The 20,950-nt window shown below is 42.3% G+C and carries 20 protein-coding genes; 14 read left to right on the forward strand and 6 right to left on the reverse strand.

All coding sequences use genetic code 11. The features are described 5' to 3' along the window. Nucleotides 1–55: 55 nt before the first annotated feature. Nucleotides 56–931: a PPK2 family polyphosphate kinase gene (locus tag G6N79_RS11245; protein ID WP_103907541.1), complete on the reverse strand. Its 876-nt coding sequence runs from the start codon at nt 929–931 to the stop codon at nt 56–58. A gap of 347 nt (nt 932–1,278) precedes the next feature. On the opposite strand from G6N79_RS11245, the gene G6N79_RS11250 reads away from it, so the two are divergent. The 12 genes from G6N79_RS11250 (at nt 1,279) to G6N79_RS11305 (ending at nt 13,602) form a co-directional block, all read left to right on the forward strand. Further along, nucleotides 1,279–1,884, forward strand: a complete 606-nt coding sequence (locus G6N79_RS11250; protein WP_146060666.1) for a hypothetical protein — start codon at nt 1,279–1,281, stop codon at nt 1,882–1,884. Continuing rightward, on the forward strand, nt 1,865–2,596 hold the full coding sequence (locus G6N79_RS11255; RefSeq protein ID WP_103907539.1) for a DUF3307 domain-containing protein: 732 nt from the start codon (nt 1,865–1,867) through the stop codon (nt 2,594–2,596). The genes G6N79_RS11250 and G6N79_RS11255 overlap by 20 nt, the downstream gene beginning before the upstream one ends. A 19-nt stretch (nt 2,597–2,615) precedes the next feature. Next, nucleotides 2,616–3,752: a serine hydrolase domain-containing protein gene (locus G6N79_RS11260; protein WP_234993260.1), complete on the forward strand. Its 1,137-nt coding sequence runs from the start codon at nt 2,616–2,618 to the stop codon at nt 3,750–3,752. Nucleotides 3,753–3,901: 149 nt separating this feature from the next. Then, the gene (fabV, locus tag G6N79_RS11265) at nt 3,902–5,101 is read left to right on the forward strand and encodes an enoyl-ACP reductase FabV (RefSeq protein ID WP_103907538.1); all 1,200 of its coding nucleotides are present in this window, start codon (nt 3,902–3,904) and stop codon (nt 5,099–5,101) included. Between the two features lie 237 nt (nt 5,102–5,338). Beyond that, nucleotides 5,339–7,543, forward strand: a complete 2,205-nt coding sequence (locus tag G6N79_RS11270) for an ATP-binding protein (RefSeq protein WP_103907537.1) — start codon at nt 5,339–5,341, stop codon at nt 7,541–7,543. Between the two features lie 138 nt (nt 7,544–7,681). Then, nucleotides 7,682–9,472, forward strand: coding sequence for a translation elongation factor 4 (gene lepA, locus G6N79_RS11275; RefSeq protein ID WP_103907536.1), 1,791 nt, complete (start codon nt 7,682–7,684; stop codon nt 9,470–9,472). Nucleotides 9,473–9,500: 28 nt separating this feature from the next. Further along, on the forward strand, nt 9,501–10,385 hold the full coding sequence (locus tag G6N79_RS11280) for a bifunctional 5,10-methylenetetrahydrofolate dehydrogenase/5,10-methenyltetrahydrofolate cyclohydrolase (RefSeq protein ID WP_103907535.1): 885 nt from the start codon (nt 9,501–9,503) through the stop codon (nt 10,383–10,385). A gap of 76 nt (nt 10,386–10,461) precedes the next feature. Then, nucleotides 10,462–11,097, forward strand: coding sequence for a DUF1003 domain-containing protein (locus tag G6N79_RS11285; RefSeq protein ID WP_234993259.1), 636 nt, complete (start codon nt 10,462–10,464; stop codon nt 11,095–11,097). 86 nt (nt 11,098–11,183) lie between these two features. Beyond that, a complete protein-coding gene (locus tag G6N79_RS11290; protein WP_103907534.1) occupies nt 11,184–11,690 on the forward strand; it encodes a hypothetical protein in 507 nt (168 codons plus the stop codon). Nucleotides 11,691–11,788: 98 nt separating this feature from the next. Continuing rightward, nucleotides 11,789–12,241 carry a hypothetical protein gene (locus G6N79_RS11295; RefSeq protein ID WP_103907533.1) on the forward strand — a complete coding sequence of 151 codons (453 nt, stop codon included), beginning with the start codon at nt 11,789–11,791 and terminating at the stop codon, nt 12,239–12,241. Between the two features lie 439 nt (nt 12,242–12,680). After that, nucleotides 12,681–13,172 carry a BON domain-containing protein gene (locus G6N79_RS11300; protein WP_103907532.1) on the forward strand — a complete coding sequence of 164 codons (492 nt, stop codon included), beginning with the start codon at nt 12,681–12,683 and terminating at the stop codon, nt 13,170–13,172. A 7-nt stretch (nt 13,173–13,179) separates the two neighbouring features. Further along, a complete protein-coding gene (locus G6N79_RS11305; protein ID WP_103907531.1) occupies nt 13,180–13,602 on the forward strand; it encodes an SH3 domain-containing protein in 423 nt (140 codons plus the stop codon). Nucleotides 13,603–13,666: 64 nt separating this feature from the next. On the opposite strand, the gene G6N79_RS11310 is transcribed toward G6N79_RS11305, so the two are convergent. From G6N79_RS11310 to G6N79_RS17560, 5 genes are all read right to left on the reverse strand, one after another. Beyond that, nucleotides 13,667–14,674, reverse strand: a complete 1,008-nt coding sequence (locus G6N79_RS11310; RefSeq protein WP_103907613.1) for a YCF48-related protein — start codon at nt 14,672–14,674, stop codon at nt 13,667–13,669. 15 nt (nt 14,675–14,689) lie between these two features. Beyond that, entirely contained in the window at nt 14,690–15,358 is a 669-nt protein-coding gene (locus G6N79_RS11315; protein ID WP_103907530.1) for a YceH family protein, read from the reverse strand. A gap of 150 nt (nt 15,359–15,508) precedes the next feature. Further along, nucleotides 15,509–15,856 (reverse strand): hypothetical protein, encoded by a 348-nt coding sequence (locus tag G6N79_RS11320; protein WP_146060665.1) that lies wholly within the window; start codon nt 15,854–15,856, stop codon nt 15,509–15,511. Between the two features lie 607 nt (nt 15,857–16,463). Continuing rightward, nucleotides 16,464–17,345 carry an IS3 family transposase gene (locus G6N79_RS11325; RefSeq protein ID WP_103908025.1) on the reverse strand — a complete coding sequence of 294 codons (882 nt, stop codon included), beginning with the start codon at nt 17,343–17,345 and terminating at the stop codon, nt 16,464–16,466. Nucleotides 17,346–17,368: 23 nt separating this feature from the next. Further along, nucleotides 17,369–17,902 carry a transposase gene (locus G6N79_RS17560; protein ID WP_146060690.1) on the reverse strand — a complete coding sequence of 178 codons (534 nt, stop codon included), beginning with the start codon at nt 17,900–17,902 and terminating at the stop codon, nt 17,369–17,371. 426 nt (nt 17,903–18,328) lie between these two features. Here G6N79_RS17560 and G6N79_RS11335 point away from each other — a divergent pair, with 426 nt between their 5' ends. Together G6N79_RS11335 and G6N79_RS11340 are read left to right on the forward strand one after the other, a co-directional pair. After that, nucleotides 18,329–19,663 (forward strand): TlpA family protein disulfide reductase, encoded by a 1,335-nt coding sequence (locus G6N79_RS11335; RefSeq protein ID WP_103906440.1) that lies wholly within the window; start codon nt 18,329–18,331, stop codon nt 19,661–19,663. Nucleotides 19,664–19,803: 140 nt separating this feature from the next. Continuing rightward, nucleotides 19,804–20,910: a TlpA disulfide reductase family protein gene (locus tag G6N79_RS11340; RefSeq protein ID WP_103906439.1), complete on the forward strand. Its 1,107-nt coding sequence runs from the start codon at nt 19,804–19,806 to the stop codon at nt 20,908–20,910. Nucleotides 20,911–20,950 lie beyond the last annotated feature (40 nt).

Raw genomic sequence — 20,950 nt, forward strand, 5'->3', positions numbered from 1 at the left:
CAAAAAGATCAGTTAAAATAACAATCAAAATATCCATCATAACAACAATTGGAAGCTATTCGGCTTCCAATTGTTGTTTATATTTCTTTTTATGTTCTTCGATTTCTTCGGGCATCTCGGGATATTGGATGTCCTTGTATTCGGATAGGATCTCGAAAATTACCTGAGCCACCAGATAACGTGCAACTTTCTTGTTGTCTGCGGGGATGACATACCAAGGCGCATCCTTTTTGGTGGTATGGGCGATGGCATCTTCATAGCATTCCATGTATTTGTCCCACAGCGTCCGTTCCTTGAGGTCGCCCGGCGAGAATTTCCAATTCTTATCCTCCTTATCTAGTCGGCGCAGCAGTCTGTTTTTCTGCTCGTCCTTGCTCAGGTTCAAAAAGAACTTCATGATCAGCATACCATTCTGCGTCAATCTTTTTTCGAAATTGTTGATTTGATCGAAGCGCATCTTCCAAAAATCTGTGGGAAGATCCTTGGGGTCATTGATATGGGGTATCCGCTCGTTCAATAGGTATTCGGGGTGTACACGGGTCACTAGGACATTCTCATAATGCGTGCGGTTGAATACCGTGAATTTCCCTTTTTCTGGCAACTTTACCTCGTGCCTCCACAGGTAGTCATGCTGCAGTTCGATTTCTGTGGGTGTCTTGAAGCTCTCCACCACAACCCCTCGCACATTCATCTCCTTAAAGACTTCGCGGATCAACGAATCCTTTCCCGCAGTATCCATGCCCTGCAAGCAGATCAGCACGCTGTATTTATCATGTGCATACATCTTATCCTGAATCTCTGCAATTTTCTTCCGTAGCTGCTTTAATTCGGCTTTTGCTTCGTCTTCACTGATCTCGTCCTGGATATCTGTAGGGTGTTCCTTTATTTTGAAATCGCTTTTTGCCGCTAACTTTTTTGAATAGGATGCCATATTGTTTATATTAGTTTTTACAATTTACTAAATTATTTAATGTAATCAAGCCACACATACAAGCAGATATTTAAACATTTTGTTTGAAATACATTGGTAAGTGCACTTAATTTAATTTTATAATTATTTAATTCATTATGACTCATTTTGGTCATAAATGCCAATTATGATTGATATTAGTCATAATTGCCAATTATCACTTATTTTGGTCATAATTTAAAAATATGACTGAAATTAGTCATAATTCGGAATTATGACTATATTTGGTCATAATTCAATGTTAAATTGATTTACTAAATTAGCATACTACCTGAAGCAAAATAGAAATGGGATCGAAAGCGAACAATATGATCGTATTAACCGGAGATATCATTCACTCCAGTGACTTTGAAGCCGAACAGTGGCTACCCTTATTGGAGGGTGGAATCCACCCGTATTCGACCAATTATGATATATTCAGGGGGGATAGTTTTCAGGCCCTGGTATCTGCAGATAACTGTTTCCATGCCGTTTTCAATCTGAAGGCGAGTCTGCGGCAGATAGAAGGGTTGGATATTCGGATTGGCATCGGAGTGGGGTTGGTTGACCGCTTGGATGAGGACATCAAGAAATCGAGCGGACAAGCTTTTGTATTTTCCGGTCGGGCATTGGACGACTTGGAAAAGGAATCCCTCGAATTCCGTTCCCCCTGGGAAGACCTGAATGAGGAGATCAACCTGATGATGTCCCTGTGCACGCGCATTACCGATCAATGGACGCCCAACCTGGCAGAAACCGTAAAGGCAGCCCTTGAAAATCCGGAAGCCAGCCAAATGGAACTCTCGAATATCATCGGGCGCAAGCACCAAAGCCAGGTCAGCAAAGAGCTCAGCAGAGCGCATTATGCGAAAATCATGGATGTCATTTCCTATTGCACCAAAAAATTAAAAAAATATGTTGACGAGCCTGCTTAAGATGATCCTATGTCACTTATTGGGTGATTTTGTGCTGCAGCCAAAGTATTGGGTAAGCAAAAGGGAAACCAATATCAGGTACCTCCTGTACCATGTCGCTGTGCACGCAGGACTCCTGATCCTTTTTTTTATCACCGACCTGGCCAACAATTGGCTCAATATCCTCTTCTTGGTGACAGCACACCTGGCCATTGATAGTTTGAAAATAGGACTACAGCAGAAATGGCCAAATTACAGAACCCGACTCTTCCTGGGCGATCAACTACTGCATTTCATAACCATATTTGCGATTTATTTCTTCAACAACCAGCAGCAATTCCTCGATTTCCTGACGAGCATCAACATCAATAAGCTCTTCATGTATATCATCGGTGCCTGCATGGTCATCTTTGTATCGCCGATTGTCATCCGCATATTCTTTATGCGCTGGCACACAGACGAGGAATTCCTGAAGAAAAGGAAGGAATCGCTGATGCACGCCGGAAATATCATCGGTATCCTTGAGCGGACTCTGATCGTTGCCTTTATCCTGATGGACTTTGAAGCTGGGATAGGATTTCTGCTCGCAACGAAATCTGTGTTCCGCTTTGGCGACCTGACTCGCGCAAAGGATACCAAATTTACAGAGTATGTCCTCATCGGAACACTGCTGAGCTTCGGCTTCGGAATGGCGATCGGCTATGGGCTGAAGTTCGTCCTGACTTTACTGTAATCTACCTAAAAACAACAATATGATAACTAAAAAACTATTGGCCGTCATGATGAGCGTTGTGCTCTGCAGTCCGCTCTTTGGCCAAAGCCCAACTTTCGAGAAAAACCTAAAGGACATCACCGATAAGTACGACGCCGTGGGCTTGGCGGTGGTCGTAGTCAAGGGTGGTAAGCCTATTTTCTCAAAATCAGTAGGGTATAAGGACCTGGAAACGAAGGCTCCATTGACCAACGACAACCTGTTTCGGATTGCTTCCATCAGCAAGAGCTTCAGTGCCACGGCCATTATGCAATTGGTCGAGCAGGGTAAGGTTTCCCTATCGGATGACTTCAGCGATCTGGTCGGTTTCAAGGTGCGCAATCCCAAATTCCCAGATACAAAAATCACATTGGAAATGGTACTCTCACATCGTTCCAGCCTTAACGATAGCAATGGTTATTTCACCTTTGACGTCCTTGATTCGGCAAAGAATAAAGATTGGGAGAAATCCTACAACGATTATAAACCAGGAACAGACTATGAATACTGCAACCTGAACTTCAATATGGTCGGCGCCGTGCTGGAACGGTTGACCAACGTCAGGTTCGATAACTATATCAAGCAACAGATCCTTACACCACTGGGATTGGCAGCCGGCTATTGTGTCGATTCCCTGGATAACAGCAGATTCGCTAAACTATATGCCAAGGAAGATGGTTCCTACAAGGAACAACCCGCAGCCTATAGCCCTCGCTCGGAAGAAATTAAAAACTATACCATGGGCGTTAGCACACCGGTATTTTCTCCCACAGGTGGGATGAAGATCTCTGCAAATGACCTGGCGACTTACATGATGATGCACATGAACTATGGGAAATTGGGAAATGTAAAGATCCTTTCCAAAAAGAGTGCGAAGAAAATGCAACAGGGGCTCCATCCGAAGGAAAATTATGGCTTGGCCCTGTTGGAAACGGACAGATTGATTGATGGGGAACACATGATTGGCCATACCGGTTCGGCTTATGGCTTGTACAGCAATATGTTCTTTGAACCCAACAAGAAATTTGGGTTTGTGGTGATCACCAATGGATGCGACCCTATCGTGGATCGCAATGAGGATATCATGATGTCCAAGGATGTCATCAATCTCTTATACCGTGAATTCATAAAAAAATAAGTAAATTCAAAGGGGATAACCGATTGACAATGAATGGGGAAAGCAGGGGAGTGGAGGCAATCCATTCCTGCTCGATTTCACCTGCGGTCAATTCCTTTGAAAAAATAACTACTTTTGTAAACATTATTCAACTTTGACATTATAGCAAGATGATTATTCAACCAAGAACAAGAGGTTTTATCTGCTTAACTGCCCATCCCGATGGCGCTGCAGAAAATATCAAGAAACAGATCGAATACGTAAAATCCAAGGGTGCCATCAACGATGGTCCTAAGAAAGTTTTAGTAATAGGAGCGTCTACAGGCTTTGGTATTGCCTCACGTATTGTTTCTGCATTTGGATCGGATGCGGCAACAATCGGTGTATTCTTTGAGAAACCAGCAACTGAAGGTAAATTAGGTACCGCAGGCTGGTATAATACTGCTGCATTCGAGAAGGAAGCACAAGCGGCCGGATTGTATGCGAAAAGTATCAACGGTGATGCATTCTCCGATGAAATCAAAAAGCAAACGATCGATTTGATCAAGGAAGATCTTGGTCAGGTGGATTTGGTCGTGTACTCCTTGGCTTCCCCACGTCGTACACATCCTAAAACAGGCGTAGCGCATGCTTCTGTCCTAAAACCGATCGATAAACCATTTACCGATAAAACTGTGGATTTCCATACAGGTGTGGTTTCGGACATTACGATCAACCCCGTAGAGAACCAAGATGATATCGACAATACGGTTGCTGTCATGGGTGGTGAAGATTGGAAATTCTGGATCGAAGAGTTGAAAGCTGCAGGCGTCTTGGCGGAAGGTGTAAAAACAGTTGCCTATTCCTATATCGGCCCTGAACTTACGTACCCAATCTACCGCAACGGTACGATTGGTCGTGCAAAAGATGATCTTGAAGCAACCGTGCCAACCATCAATGCAATCTTGAAAGATTTGAATGGTGTTTCCTACGTTTCCGTTAATAAAGCATTGGTGACACAATCAAGTTCAGCTATTCCAGTGGTGCCTTTGTACATTTCTCTATTGTACAAGGTGATGAAAGAAAAAGGAATCCACGAAGGAACAATCGAACAGATGCAACGCTTATTTGCGGAGCGCCTTTACAATGGATCTGATTTGCAATTGGACGACAAGGGGCGTATCCGTGTGGATGACCTGGAAATGCGTGAAGATGTACAGGCTGAAGTTGCGAAACTTTGGGAGCAGGCAACTACGGAAAACTTGGAGTCTATTTCTGATATCGTGGGATACAGAAATGATTTCTTCCAGTTATTCGGTTTCAATTTTGATGCCATCGACTACGAAAAAGATACCAACGAAGTCGTACCGGTACCGAGTATTCAACAATAAGAATAATATCACCACTATAGGAAGCTGTCCAATTAAGAATTGGACAGCTTTTTTTTCTCCGACCCAATGCTACCCAAGCCTAATTTTTCAGGGAGCAACCTGAAATACGATATTATTTTATTGAATGAAAATAAATTGGAAATGAATTTCCGGTTTTCTATCTTTATGCCATAAATGGGGAAAGCCCATATTGAGGGCCGTTTTTGCTTAAAGATCATCTACTAACTAATTATTTTCATGATTACCCGTGTAATTCAAGAACCTGATGGCTTGTATTTAAGTGAAGGAATACAAGAATATGGCTATCTATTGATTTCTGATCTGGATTTTAATCTGGTTTCAGCCAGTGAGAATTGCCAAGATTGGATGGGCAGCGCTGTCGCACCTGCATTACAAAATAACCTGTGGGATCTGGTGTCGACCTATTTCCCCGATTTTTACGCGGATATGCACCGGGGTGTGCATCAGGTATTGCTTGATGACAAGCAGCGCTTGCTGCTGGAAGTGCTCATCCATCAGGTGGAGCCCTATTTCCTCAATATCTATATTTTTCAAAATTACCTCTATCTTGAGTTCGAGCGTAAAATGGATGATAGCACGGTATTTTTTCCCAAGTTTGAAATCGTTGATAAGCTCCTGAAAGAGAACAAAGGCAAGATTTGGGAAATGGCGACGTCCTATATCTCAAAAATCAGTGGGTTTGATCGCATTCGTGTCTTTCAATATTGTAAAGATGGATCCGGACATATCCTTGCGGAATGCATCGAGCACCCGGAACTGGAGGGGATTCTGGATTGCTATTACCCCGATATCGATATCTACCGATTGGCAAAGAACACCCATGTGGTAAATGCCTACCGGTATACGGCCAAGGTGAACGGCAAAACCATTAAAATGATAAGCAATGGGAAGGATAATCCAAACCTTTCCCATACGGGCGTACGGATGATCGCACCGCTTCATGCAGATTATCTATTGAAGGACGGAGTGAACTCCAATTTGAGTGTTTCCTTGTTTACGGAAGACGGTGATCTCTGGGGCTATCTGTTTTGCCAGAGCCGTAACGAGAAGAAGGTAAATCTGGTTAAACGCGAAGCGTTGGTATATTTTGTACAGATGGCGATGAACCGTTTCCTGGAGGAAACGCGTGTGCAGAGCCGCTTATATAAAGAAACCATTCGGGATTTTGAACTCAAATTGAAGTCTATTTTGATGGTCCGGAACAACCTTGCCGAGTCGCTTTTTGAGATGTCCAAGGAGCTGTGCTATTTTGCAAAGGCAGATTCCATGATTATTCTCTTCAATGGCCTGTTGTATTCGTACAATATCAATATAGGTTTGGGCAAAATTCTGGGTATCAAGGATAAGATTGCCACTCTGACGGAGGACTTTATTTTTGGCGATCATGAATTTATCTTGAATTATGGGGAAGAGCTAGAGCTTGATTTCGATCGCTTTGCGGGTGTTGGAGGGCTCTATGTTGAAGTGCCTCATAAATGTACCATCCTTTGGTTCCGACAGGGAACGGTGAAGAATAAAAAGTGGATCGAAAAGCCTGAGAAAATCATGCAGCGGGGCCGAAAGAACGAGGATTTTGTGCAGGAGGAAAACCCCATTATGGATATCTGGCATCAAACAACCTTTGGAACCTCTGATGAATGGGAAGATGACGAATTATACTTTTTCCGGAGACTTCGCGAGCTGATCATTAACAGTGAAGGGACCATGGCTGCCGAGATCACCAACCTGAATCAGGAGGTGAGCAACCTGAATAAGGCATTGGATGACTACGCCAATATGGTTAGCCATGACCTTAAAAATCCACTTTCCGCAATTAACCTATCTACCCAGATGTTGCTTCAACGACCGGAAATGGCAATTGAAATGCGCAATAAAATGCTCAAGAATACCAAAGATGCCGTGGTCATCATCACCGATATGTTGGGCCGCATCCATGAGTTCTCCAAGGTCAAAGAATATGACTATAAATTTGAGCCCGTTTATGTCGATGAATTTCTGCCGCAATTGGTGGAATTCTGTAAGCTCCGGTATGAATCCGACAAGACTGAGGTTGTTTTAAGTAGCCTTCTTCCTGTCTATGGAGAAAAAACGATAATCTACCAGCTTTTCCAGAATATTGTTGGCAATGCAATTAAGTACAGCGCCAAAGTGGACAATCCATGTGTCCGAATAGAGGCGGTCATGCGGCATGAGTTCGTCTGTTACAGCATCAGCGATAACGGCATCGGGATTGCCAAGGAAGAGATCAAGACTGTGTTCGACAATTTCAAACGGATGTCCAATGCCTCGGACTTTGAGGGTTCCGGACTCGGATTGACCATCGTTAAACGGATCGTCGACCGTTTGGGGATCCAGATTGAAGTGGAGAGCGAACTGAACGTCGGCACAACCATCTACCTTTGGTTTCCCAATGAAGTGTAACAGCTGACCTTCCGAAATCATCCATTTTTCCCATGGTGAATATGTTTTTTTCAAAACGTAAATAGATGACTTATTTAGCTAAAAACCTCACTTAAATAAAGTATATTTGCGAATTAATTTGAAGGCATAATAACCTATATGAAGCATATACGCAATTTTTGTATCATCGCACATATTGACCACGGTAAAAGTACCTTGGCCGATAGATTGTTAGAATATACCAATACCATTAGCCAACGTGAGGCTCAGGCCCAATTGTTGGATAATATGGATCTGGAACGGGAGAGAGGGATTACGATTAAGAGCCATGCCATTCAGATGGAATACACCTTGGACGGACAGACCTATGTTCTCAATCTGATCGATACACCAGGACACGTAGATTTTTCATATGAAGTTTCGCGCTCGATCGCGGCCTGTGAAGGTGCGCTTTTGATCGTCGATGCTTCCCAGGGAATTCAGGCGCAGACCATTTCCAACTTGTACCTTGCCCTGGAACATGACCTCGAAATTATTCCGATCCTCAATAAAATGGACCTTCCGGGCGCTATGCCTGAGGAAGTGAAAGACCAGATAGTGGATCTGATCGGCGGAAAACGCGAAGATATCATTCCTGCTTCCGGTAAGACCGGAATGGGGATCCCGGAAATCTTGAGCGCGATTATCGATCGTATTCCAGCTCCTGTCGGTGACCCGACGGCACCGCTACAGGCTTTGATCTTTGACTCGGTGTTCAACTCCTTCCGAGGCATCATGGCGTATTTCAAAGTCGAGAATGGAGAGATCCGAAAAGGGGACCGCGTAAAATTCGTGGCAACAGGCAAAGAATATTTTGCGGATGAAGTAGGTACCTTGAAACTGAACCAGGTTGCAAAGGATGTGATCAAAACAGGTGACGTAGGCTATATCATTTCCGGTATCAAAGAAGCAAGAGAAGTAAAAGTTGGTGATACCATTACCCATAAGGACCGCCCATGTGCCAGTGCCATTCAGGGTTTCGAAGAGGTGAAACCGATGGTATTTGCGGGGATCTATCCGGTGGATACCGAAGATTACGAAGAGTTGCGGGAATCCATGCACCGCTTGCAGTTGAACGATGCATCGTTGGTCTTCGAACCAGAATCCTCCGCAGCGTTAGGTTTCGGTTTCCGTTGTGGATTCTTGGGTATGTTACACATGGAGATTATCCAGGAACGTCTCGAACGCGAATTCGATATGACCGTGATCACCACGGTACCCAACGTATCATACAAGGCATATCTTACCAAGGATAATGAAGAAGTGGTTGTACACAACCCGTCCGATCTTCCCGATCCAAGTAAATTAGATAGCATTGAAGAACCATATATCAAAGCAAATATTATCACCAAGGCTGAGTTCGTCGGTCCGGTTATGTCCTTGTGTATCCAAAAACGAGGCACGATCGTAAACCAATCGTACTTGACTTCCGACCGTGTGGAGTTGGTATTCGAAATGCCAATGGGGGAGATCGTATTTGATTTCTACGATAAATTGAAGACCATTTCCAAAGGATATGCTTCCTTTGATTACCATCAGGTCGGCTACAGAACATCTGATTTGGTGAAATTGGATATCCGCTTGAACGATGAACCAGTAGATGCGTTATCATCCCTGATCCACAGAACGAATGCCTATGACTTCGGTAAGAAGATTTGTGAGAAGTTAAAGGAGCTGTTGCCGCGTCAACAGTTTGAGATCCGTATCCAAGCATCGATCGGTGCAAAGATCATTGCACGGGAAACGATTTCAGCATTGCGGAAGGATGTAACGGCGAAATGTTACGGTGGTGATATTTCCCGTAAGCGTAAATTATTGGAAAAACAGAAAAAAGGTAAGAAGCGTATGCGCCAGGTCGGAAACGTAGAGATTCCACAATCGGCATTCATGGCTGTTCTGAAATTAGATTAATACATCAACCTAAGAATAATAATATATCATGAAGTTACTTGACGGAAAAGAAGTATCCTCCAAAGTTAAAGAAGACATCACCCGGGAAGCGGCAGAACTGACCAAACAATTGGGTCGCAAGCCTCATTTGGTCGCTATTCTTGTGGGCAATGACGGTGGTAGTGAAACCTATGTAGCCAGCAAGATGCGTAATTGCGAGCAGGTGGGTTTCGAGTCAACGAATATTCGCTATGATGCCGATGTAACCGAAGAGGAACTGTTGAAGAAAATTGCAGAAATCAATGGCGATCCGAACATTGATGGACTTATCGTCCAACTGCCATTGCCGAAGCATATCGATCCAGAAAAAGTAACTGAAGCTATCGACTATAAAAAAGATGTGGATGGTTTCCATCCCATTAATCTAGGCCGCATGCAGCGCAATCTGCCTTGTTTCATTCCAGCGACACCGTATGGCATCATGTTGATGTTGGAACATTATGGAATCGATACAGCGGGTAAAAAAGCGGTAATCGTTGGCCGTAGCAATATCGTCGGATCGCCAATGAGTATCCTTTTGGCGAGAAATTCGAACCCAGGAAACTGTACCGTAACGTTGACCCATAGCCGCACCAAAAATCTGAAAGAGGAAGTGCTACAGGGGGATATCGTGGTGGCGGCCATTGGTAAGAAAAATTTCGTTACTGCCGATATGGTGAAGGATGGCGCGATTGTGATCGATGTGGGTATCAACAGGGAGAATTCCTCAGAAACAAAGAGTGGATTTAAACTATATGGTGACGTGGATTTCGAAAACGTCGCACAAAAGGCTTCCTGGATTACACCCGTACCGGGCGGCGTAGGGTTAATGACCATCGTTGGACTTTTGAAAAATACATTGGAAGCAGCCAAAGGAACTGTCTATCCAAAATAAGAAAAGCTGAAGATCTTTTCAGGAATAGCTTTCGGATCCCCGGAAGCTATTCCTGTTTTTGGGGAAAACGTTTTTAATGATGGATTGTTTCACCCTTATACAACAGGGAACGATCATGAAAGCAACCATTGGCAATCGCGAAATTAGGGAGTTGATCAATCAAGGTGATGAAAATATCAAAAAGCTCCATGACATCGTGCAAAAGAGTTTTGAGGAAGAACAGTTGATCGTTGACCATCTCGTGCATCCAGCAAAGGAAATTCTCACTCCGGCAGATAGGCTGTCGGATAGGGTTGCCCGATTTGGAGGGAGCTGGAAGTTTATCATTTTATTTTCAGCCATACTCATCATATGGGTGCTTTTCAATACAATGGCTCTCCAAGCCGATCGATTCGATCCATATCCGTTTATCCTTATGAACTTGGTCCTATCCTGCGTTGCGGCCCTTCAGGCCCCATTTATCATGATGAGTCAAAACCGGCAAGAAGAAAAGGATCGAAAGCAATCCGAGAACGACTATTTGGTTAACCTAAAGGCAGAATTGGAAATCCGTAGTCTACACAAAAAAATCGATATGCTGCTGGAACAGCAAATCCAACAGCTTTTTGATGCGCAGGTTGCACACCTTAAAATTTTAAAGCAACTGGAGGAGCGTTTGATCCACGTAGAAGAAAGTGTATGCGAAACAAAGAAAAATAGAGAAGACAGTTGAAAAATTGAAAAATAAATTCTTAATTGGTATAAATATTGTATTTAAGGTTCAAGTAAATATTAATTTATAAACTAATAAAAATAGAAATGAAAAAAATCGCTGTATTAGCTGCTGTTGCATGTGCATTGACGTTCTCAGCATGTAATAACACAAACTCAACGGACAAGAACCATGATGGTGATACAACTGCCGGAGAGCACTTAGACCATGCTATCGAATCTGCAGATCAAACAACTGATGAATTGAAAGCAGATGTTAATGCTGAACTTTCAGCTGCTGAATTGAAAGCAAAACAAGCTCAGGCTGATTTAGATGCTGCAATCAAGAGTGGTGATAAGAAAGCACAGGAAGCTGCACAAAAAGCACTTGATGATGCAAACGCTGCTTGGGAAAAAACGAAAGATGCAGCTAAAGCAGCTGGTCATTCCATCGAAACTGGTGTAAATAACGCTGTTGATGCAACGAAAGAAGCTGGACAAAAAACTGGCGAAGCTATCGATAACACGGTAGATAAAGTAGATGCAAAAACTAAGGAATTATCCGAAGATGCAAAGCGTAAAGCGCAAAACGTGAAAGAAGCTTTAGAAAACTAATCCATCTTTCCGTTCGGAAAAGATAAGGCGGCTCCCAAAAGGGGCCGCTTTTTTTGTGGTTATGCTGAAAATTACGCGTACATCGTTATTTTTGCAGGATGACTACATGGGACAAAGCGGAATTAGTGACACTGTGCAAGCAGAAAATTGAAAATAAAAGAAATGAGGTGAAGGCTGCCATGTCCATTGCGCAGGATAGCATACTGAACGATACAAAAAGCAGCATGGGGGATAAATACGAAACATCCCGCGAGATGGCCCAGCAGGAGCTCAATCGCCTGCAACAGCAATTGATGCTTGCCGATCAGGATATAGCCGTCCTGGAATCCCTGAACCAGGAGACAACCACTAAAGTCATTCCCGGCGCCATCGTCCTTACAGATCAATTCGATTATTTCATTGCCGTTTCTCTAGGCCCATTGAAAATAGCCGATCGGACCATTATGGTTGTTTCCAAGGAATCCCCAATCGGAAAGGCCTTGATGGGCAAAGAAATCAATACTGAAATAACCTTTAACGGGAAACAGATCAATATAGTAGCTATTGCATAACAACAACCTGCAACTTTTTCAGGATTTGAATAGTGGAAATTCGGCCAGATTTTATTTTCTACATAGAAAATAAATATATTCGTAGTGTATAACCAGCTATTTAATAACCAATTATATAAATCTATATGCTTACTGTGTTTTTTATCGTCGTCCAATTTTTCTGCGGTACCTGCTAAAATCTACAGCGCATTTTCAAACGAAAAATCTTTTGCGAGTTTTTAGTACATATCATTTTATTCGTGTTGGGGCGATATATTAAATGTATCGCCTCTTTTATTGTATCATAATAAATGCAATAAAGGGTGATTTTATTCGATATCGATAACCGGTAACCTTATCGAATGCTATCTACAGCTATATTAAAAAATTGTTAGCGGAAACTATTTCCACTTTTTTTTGTTTAGATTTAAGTATTATTTACCACATAAACATACGTTTTATGAATTTAAAAAGAATCCTAAGTATTGCACTAGTATCCGGTGTCTTGATGACTGGAACTATTGCCTGTAAGTCGAAGATCTCTGATGCTGACTTAAAAGCGAAAGTTGAAACAGCGATCACGGCAAACCCAAATGTAACCGTCGATGTGAAAGATGGGGTAGTGACCTTGAATGGTACTGTGGCATCAGACGATGAAAAACTGCAGATCGAAAATGCAGTTAAAGCAGCCGATAGCAAAGGTGTTAAATCGGTCGTGAACAACATTGTCGTGAATACGGCGCCTCCGGTAGAGATCAATACCAACGATGCTGATCTTACGGCAAAAGTATCCGAATTCACAAAAGATTTCCCATCCGTTAAGACAGCTGTTGTTGATGGCGTGATCACGGTAACAGGCGAGTTGGAGCAAGCACGTGTACAAGCATTGAAAATGGGATTGGACGCTTTGAATCCGAAAAAAGTGGACATGAGTGGTTTAATCATTAAATAATTAGCAAATGAGTTTACAAGGAAAATATCAAGTTCTAATCGATACGGCAAAAGCTTCTGGCATGTCCGATTTAGCGATTGCTGAGCAAGAAGGAGTGTTGCATATCCAAGGCACAGCACCAAATGCAGATGTGAAGAATAAATTATGGGATATCTACAACCAGATTGATCCGAACTTCCTTTCCGGAGATGTGGTCATGAATGTGGATGTTTCCACTTCGGTAACAGGTCAGCAAGTTAAGGTGATTACCGAAAGCAGCAACCTGAATATCAGAAAAGGTCCTGGAACCGATCAGCCTATTGTAGGTAAAGCGGCGAAAGATGAGATCATTACTTTAATCAGTCGCGCCAATGACCAGTGGTGGTTGGTGAGAACGAAAGACGGTGAAGAGGGCTATTGCTACGCGCAATACCTTGAGCCGGTTGGTTAATCAGCATATCTATTGCTAGTAAAGGCTGTCTGCATCATGCAGGCAGCCTTTCTCTTTATTCCATTTAGCGAACCAAACGGACAATATTACCATTGGATCCCGCAAAATAGATCTGTTTGCCATCCTTTGATTTGGCAATGACGTTAAAACTTTCCGTCGAGAAATTCCGCCAATTCTTACCGCCATCTTCCGAGATATCGGAACCGGATGTCCCGGTAGCGAGCAAACGTTCCGGTGTTATGTATTTAACGCTAGAGCGATACCCAAAAACCGGTGTCGTTGGTTTATTCCATGATAGTCCTGCATTGTCCGTCAACAGGATGTTGTTGGAATTGTCCTTGTCCGACATGTAGTTTCCACCGACGACCACGCCGACGCGTGCATTCAGGAAATCAATCGAAAAGATTCCCGTTCCTTCCGACCCCGACCAGATAGGTACATCCACTACATCCAATCGACTTTCTTTTTCATTTCTTTTCAACAGGCTCGAATACGCACCTCCAGATCCTATATACAGCCAATCGTTGATGACCTGCAGGGAAGAACCGCTAGCGGCAAAGGCTGCTTCTCCAGATTCGGCGAACAGATGGATCACGTCGGATACGTCTGTCCAAGACTGCCCGCGATCGGTTGATTTCAACAAGCGGAAGGCGCCGGCAATGGGGTCACCCAAAACATAACCAATTTTCCCTTGAAAATCCATGCCGTCCAGGAAAATTGCCGGATCCTCATTTCTATAGACTTCTTTCCATGTGTTTCCACCATCCTTGGTATGCAAGATCACTGCAGGCGTGCCCGCGCTCACAATTACCGCTTCCTTAGCGCTGAAAACCTCGATATCCCGGAAATCAAGCTTTTCATAGCCTTTGGGCGATACCCAGGTCCAGGTTTTTCCAGCATCCAGGGATTTGCCGACAGTGCCACTGCTGCCACTAACCCAAACCACCTTGTTCTTATAGGTCTCTAAACCCCGAAAACTTGCTTTTTGACCTTCGACTAACGTTTCAAAGGTCTGGCCATGTAACGAAAGTGCGCACAGGCTCAGCAGGAGGGGAGCGAATATTTTTTTCATACGATTCTGCATTTACTAGGTTAGATCCTGCATCAACTTGTCAAATTCCGTCCGGAGTTGGAGCAATTGCTCCTCTAATACCTGTACCCGGTCTTCCAATTCCTTTACCCGGGAGCTTCGCTCCGTGGATTGGCCTTCGGAACCCGTAGTGGACTCTTGGTAAGCTTCTTCATCAAATTCTCCGAAAAGATGGATGTAGCGGCTTTCTTTCTGACCCACCTGCTTAGGGAGCTGTTTAATATAAACAGGTTCTTCCGAACTCAATTTATTCATCAATGTTTGCACTTCATCCAGATCCTCAAACTCATAGAGCCTCCCGGAGTTGCTGTTGATCTCACCAGCCGTCAACGGACCGCGCAGAAATAACAAGCAGAGAATGGCTGTTTCCTGTGGTAGCAAAGGGAACTGAATCGCCAGATTATGCTTATACTTCATCACCCGACTGCCTCCGCCAACCACGGTGGATACAAACCCTTTCTTCTTCAAGCTATCAATGACATGCACGATGGTTTCTTCATCATACTGCACAACAGGCTTCCGCGAGCTCTTTTGATTGCAGGCCGTTTGCAGGGCATTCAATGTTAAAGGATAATTTTCAGGTGTCGTCTTTGATTTCTCAATGAGCGAACCTAATACGCGAATTTCTTCTGGACTTAATTGGGGTATTGTTGCATTCTCTTCCATTCCTTAAAGATAAGGGATAGAAATCAATTCTGTGTATGGGAATGGAGTAGATTTATTTGCAAATCCATTCCCGGTTCTGTCTGCTGTAGGATTAAAGAATGGTATCCACCAGCTAATATTTCAGTCGAAACGAAAATTCGCCCTTCAAGTCTAATCCACAAAAGCTTTTTTACAGCTGTCGTAAACCAGTGCTACCGCGGTGAGCTTCCTATAATCCTCGATTTCAATTTTCTCCTTTTCACAGGTATAGCCAAATTTAGGAGGTTCATGTAAGCAATTTTCACAACCTGAAATTGGCGTCGGGTAATAGATGGTTTTTCCTTCATAGTTGGATTTTGACAAATTATAGCCCGTTTCACCGTCAATGGTACATTGTAAGTCATCCTTAAAAAGTTCTTTCATTGCTAAATCACAGGGCGATACATTCTTGGTGTCATCTTTATCACAGCCAATTAATGCCAGACAGGCAATAAAGAGGGGTAGGGTTCGTTTTATCATAATTAATGGTTTTATTGGATAACGTTTTAAGCTATCTTTTTGCTACACGCAAACATTGATTTAAATTAGAATTTTTTCTTTAGAAATAGGATTCCGAGGGATGAAATAGATGGATGCTGTGAATAACACGCTTAACACTTAGAATTTGCAGAGTGAATGTTAAATCTGTGCTAATTTTTTTAAGTACGGAAATTCTTTCTTACTTTCAAATATCAATCTACCAAGATGGGGTCCGAAAATCCTGGAATCAACATATTTTACGAAATCGTGAATATTTCTCCTGTTTAATTCAATTAGTTTTATTGCCAACACGCTGACGCCTGATGATATATTTATAATTCAGGCCACTTCCTTAGTATATCCGCAATTAAAGATGGTAACATACTGCGTTGGATGGGGCTAGACCTTGTCTGAGGTGCGTCCGTGGTGCGTGCGGAGTTCTACCGTGGTGAGAGCGTGCCTATAGACACGGTCTCACCACGCTCTCAGTACGCTCTCACCACGCTCTCACCTCAGACAAGGTCCTGTCTTGTCCTTATATAGCTATACAAATTATTGGATTAATTCTGAATTGATTATACAGGCAAATTTGGTAATACTATATGTACTATACAAACTCTTTCTGCACTATTGGATATTTTTTCGGTCTCCATCTCTTTCTCAGCGCACCTGACCTCATATGTGCCTGTTCAGGTGTGAGGTAATCACAGCTCGCGTGGGGCCTTAGGTTGTTGTATACCCTGATGTTCTCCCTGATCTTTCTTGTGGTCTCCCTCAGGCCACTCTGTGATGCGTAGAGGTCAAACTCCGCCTTCAGTATGCCGTTCACCCGTTCGGCTATCGCATTCTCATAGGGATCCCCGTTCTCGGTCATGCTGACCCCGATCCCGTTGGTGCGTAGGATATCCACATAGCCTTTGCTACAGTACTGCGAACCCCGATCGGAGTGGTGTATGAGTCCCTTTCCCGGATACTGCCTCTGCTGCAGTGCCATCTGCAGGGCATCGATACATCCCTGTGCCGAGAGGTCGCCCCTGAACGCCCAGCCCACTATCTTTCTGGAATAGGCATCGGTGACCAGGCTCAGATATCCCCAGCGCCGGTTGAGCTGTACATAGGTGATGTCGCTTACCCAGACCTGCTCGGGGCGCTCGACCGCAAGTTCCTTTATCAGGTTTCTGTACTTCTTCATCCAGTGCCGCGAATCGGTGGTGACCGCCTTCCTCTTCCTGACCCTGATCTGTAGGGAATGCTCCCTCATCAGGGCGAAGAGATAGTCGCGGCCGATCCTGATCCCATGTTCCTGCAGGGGGCCGGCGAGCATATGGAGCAGCTTCCGGGTACCGATCCTCTTCTGTTCGCTGCGTATCCGCAGCACGTGCTGCAGGATGATCTCGTCCTTCAGTCCGACATCCTGCACCCGCCACTGGCGGTCATAGTACGCATGCCTTGTTTTGCCAAACAGTCCGCAGATCAAACGGATCCCCATTGCTGGGGATTCCTGTTTGATCTTTACGACCGCTTGGCACCAGACTTTTTTCTGATGTCGATCTTGAGCTGTTCCTCGGCAATATCGATCATGGTATCCAATGCCCTGATCTTCAGGTTTGCATATTCCAGGGCCTTCTTCAGGGCCAGGATCTCTGCCTCTTTGGGGTCTACGGGTTTCTTGTTGGCCATATCATCGGGTTCTGGGGAACTAAGTTCGGTATTTTTCCCCTTATATTCCCTGACCCATCTGGAGACCGTACCGCAGGAGATATCAAAGGTGTTCCCCGCCCGGTAGGCGCTCATCCCGTCCTGGACCGCCCTGATCACTGAACGCTTCAGCTCGGTGGTATACCGCTTTGCCCCAATGGGCTGTCGCCCGAACTTCTTCATCCAGCGGATCAGGCTCACTTCGGAGACACCGTACTGTTCCATCAGGTCCCGGCGGGGGACCCCAAGTTCGATCTGATCCAGCATGTGGAGGATCAAACGCTTGTCGAATGGCTGCTTCTTACTGGTCCGCTCAGCGAACTCAAACTCTCTTTCTATTGTTTCCATACACTTTGTTTTTGTGTATAGCTTTTTTAGGATTGGACATCCCTAGTGAAAAGTTGGCAAGTATTGTTGGTTTTTACTGAAAACTCATTTTAAAACACTGAAATTCAGTTTTTTACAAGTTGTTTTGGGTGGTTTTGGTAATTCACTAAAAAATAGAGATTTGGCTAGGTTTGCTCCATAAAATGAGGGATTTCAGCATATTTTGGATTTTATAGAGTTTTTGGGGTGTTTAGGGATATTTAAAAATATTAATCAGTATATAATTCAAATTTATTTCGTAGGTTTAATTAAGGTTTTGAAGCTTCGATAATACTAAGGCATTGACTTGTAGGTGTATTGATTAGGGGGATGAAACGGTGTATGCATTATCATGCTTAGCAAACCATCTATCTAAAACGATTCATTTATATTTTTAATTTAATTGGTATGAAATTGAAGTTTGAAATTTTAATCTTGCTAATGATTTTTATCGCTTGTGGTAATGGGAAAGATAAAAAAAACAGTCAGCGTTCGTCTCAAGATGATCTTTTAAAAAATGAGCAGAAAGATACTGTGGATAGTATATATGTAAAGTTTGAGCCTGGTGCCGATTTTCGATTAGATATTCTATCTGTTCAATTAAATCAGGAGTCTGTTAAGCCACAAGAAAATTTCAAAGCCTATTTTTTTGATAAATTTTCCAATTTAAAATATTTTCCTATTCCTACTGATGTTCTCTATCCAATAAGTCCCGGGGATAGTCTGATTATTTCATCTAAGAACAACCTCCCATATATAAAAGTCTTAAATAATAAAAAGTATACCGAACGTGAGTTGAATTTGGCTACAGAATTGTCAGATAAGAGCCTTAGCATTTTTGAATACTTATTTAAAAGAAAAGGTACGCCTGAAGACCAGTATAATTCGACGGTGAATTATGTGGATAGTTTGGTGGGTAAAGGCGAGTTGAGCCAAGAGTATGCGGAATGGATAAAAAAGGAAGCTGAATACAGTTATCTAAAATTGTCGTTAACTAAAAATATAAAAACTGATCCAATTGATATAAAGGATAAAATAAATATTGATGAAAATTTAGAGATTTATAATTACAGAGGATTATTATGGAAGCAAATGGACAATTCGTTGAAAGAGGATAAGTCGATTGATAATATAATAAAGGTTGCCGATGCCAATTTTACGGGTGCTAGTAAAGACTATGTGCTTTATAAATTTGCAAATCAAACGCTTCCCACTTTAGATGCCGAAAAAGCTAAATCGGATGTTGCCAAGTTGCATGATCATTTTGCAGATAAGACCTACCATACTTTACTAACCTCAAGATATCAAGATACCTACCAGACAACAACAACGGCTGCAGATCAGTTTTTGCAGCCAAATGGCGAAACCATTTCACTTGCGGATTTACTTGCAAAATACAAAGGAAAGATGGTTTACATCGATTTCTGGGCAAGTTGGTGCATGCCCTGCCGAGCTGAGTTCCCATCTAGTCACGCCTTGAAAAAAAGAATGGATAATGATAAAGTAGCTTTTGTATATATTTCCATCGATAAGGTTCAGAACGATTGGTTAAAAGCAAATAACGAAGAGAAATTAAGCGTAACAGATAGTTATTTAGTATTAAACCAAAAAGAATCTAGTTTATTGAACAAGTATAAACTCGGAACCATTCCCAGGTATTTCATTATGGATAAGGAGGGCAAAATAATCCATAGTGATGCCCCTCGGCCAAGTTCTCCTGAAATTGAAAAGCTGTTGCGATAATAGGGGATAAGGGATGGCTTAGTTGTTGAAGATTCTATGGATGATCATTTGGAGAGTCCATCCATGCTAACCCTTAAAGATGTACTATTTGAATATGGTCTAAAGTCAGCAGCAGTCCGTAAAAGAAACTATAAATCATTATGAAGCTTATTATTTTATTTTTATTTGTTTTTTGCCTACAGCTCACCCACGGTCAACCGGTTAAACCTTATCATATTCAAGGTCATATAGAAAACCTTGATAATAAAATGGTCTATTTGGTAGATTTAGGAGCTTTTTATTTTCTGAAAGACAAGGATTTGGTTTTGGACTCATGTATGTCCAATAATGGTTATTTTGAATTCAAGGGAAATATTTCAGAAAACATGCAATGTGCAATTAAAGTTCCTCAGGAAACGAATCAATACTTAGTTTTCATCCTTGAAAAAGGGACTATTTCGATTACAGGTGAATTATCCAGTTTATACAGAGGAAAAGTGGATGGTGGAATAGAAAATAGCCTCTATAAGCGGAGTGGTGAGATTAGGCGTCCTTATGCAGCCCTTATAAATAACCTGGCTGATAGTCTGTCGAAATATAAAGATGAAGGAAGTAAATATAACGACTTCAGATTAAGATACGATTCACTTAACTCAACGATGAATTATGAAAAAGAGATGTTTATAAAAAATAATCCAAATGCCTATGCTTCATTATTATTAATCAATGAAATGTTTCACAGCAATATGAGTTTGGACTATATAAGTGATCAATTTAATGTTTTGTCCATTTCATTAAAAGCGAGTCAAAGTGGAATGATTGTACAAAAAAGATTATTACAAAATAATATAAGCCAAAATGTTTTGGAAGAATTTTCCGGTAGAGATATTAATGGTCACATAATTAATGCTGATAAATATAAAGGTAAAGTTACAATTATAGACTTCTGGGCTAGTTGGTGTATACCCTGCATCGAAAAGTTACCAGTTTTACATCAATTAAATGAACGATACAGAGATCGCATCAATATTCTCTCAATTTCTTTAGATCGAAATATAAACTCATGGAAAAAAGCAGTAGAACAGCATAACATCACATGGGATAATTTCTGCGATGGTTTAGCAGGAAGAAATCCTTTGGTAGTAGAATTAAATATCATTGAAATTCCACGTATAGTTGTTTTAGATAAAGATGGTCTCCTTATATATGACAGTAAAAATGATGATTTTGAAGTAGATGAATTTATGGAAACAATCTTAGAGATATAAAAAGGTAGTGAATATAGTTGGGAATTTTTACTCATATCTC

The sequence above is a fragment of the Sphingobacterium lactis genome (assembly GCF_011046555.1).
Lineage (GTDB): Bacteria > Bacteroidota > Bacteroidia > Sphingobacteriales > Sphingobacteriaceae > Sphingobacterium > Sphingobacterium lactis.